Source organism: Anaerotignum faecicola, assembly GCA_024460105.1.
Classification (GTDB): domain Bacteria; phylum Bacillota; class Clostridia; order Lachnospirales; family Anaerotignaceae; genus JANFXS01.
This window is the reverse complement of record JANFXS010000457.1, coordinates 1-408: the sequence shown is the minus strand read 5'-3', so window position 1 is coordinate 408 and position 408 is coordinate 1. Positions and strand designations below refer to the sequence as shown.

Annotated in this window: 1 protein-coding gene; it reads left to right on the top strand. The window is 39.2% G+C overall.

The genetic code is table 11. From position 1 onward, the window contains the following. Window positions 1-318 (top strand): hypothetical protein (locus tag NE664_14855; protein MCQ4727915.1); only part of this gene is annotated, 318 nt, incomplete at its 5' end. Window positions 319-408 lie beyond the last annotated feature (90 nt).

Below are 408 nucleotides of genomic sequence, written 5' to 3'. Positions count from 1 at the left end.
CTCGTCCAGAATGGTACACCGCCGTTTATGCGCATAAAAACATCACTGACCAGCTCTCTTGTATCTCTCTGTGCGGAAGGATATGGTGTATTTTTCAGTACCCCCATGCTTTTAAAGCACTTATACGATACTCAGCCAAAATGTTTTGAATCACTGCATGTGTTTCCTGTCATGGAATTTCAGGGAACCAGAAAAACACTCCTGCTCTATCACAAAAATAAGTATCTGAGCAAACCATTATCCAGCAGTATTCATATTATTCAACAGATATACAAAGAGCATAAATGTGTGATGGACAGAATTCAGGCGGAGAGATAAAAAGCAGTTTTCTGTATTCCGGTATCATAACTATACCATACAGAAGACCGCTTTTTTTCGTTTTGCCGGGATATCCATTTTTTACCATTC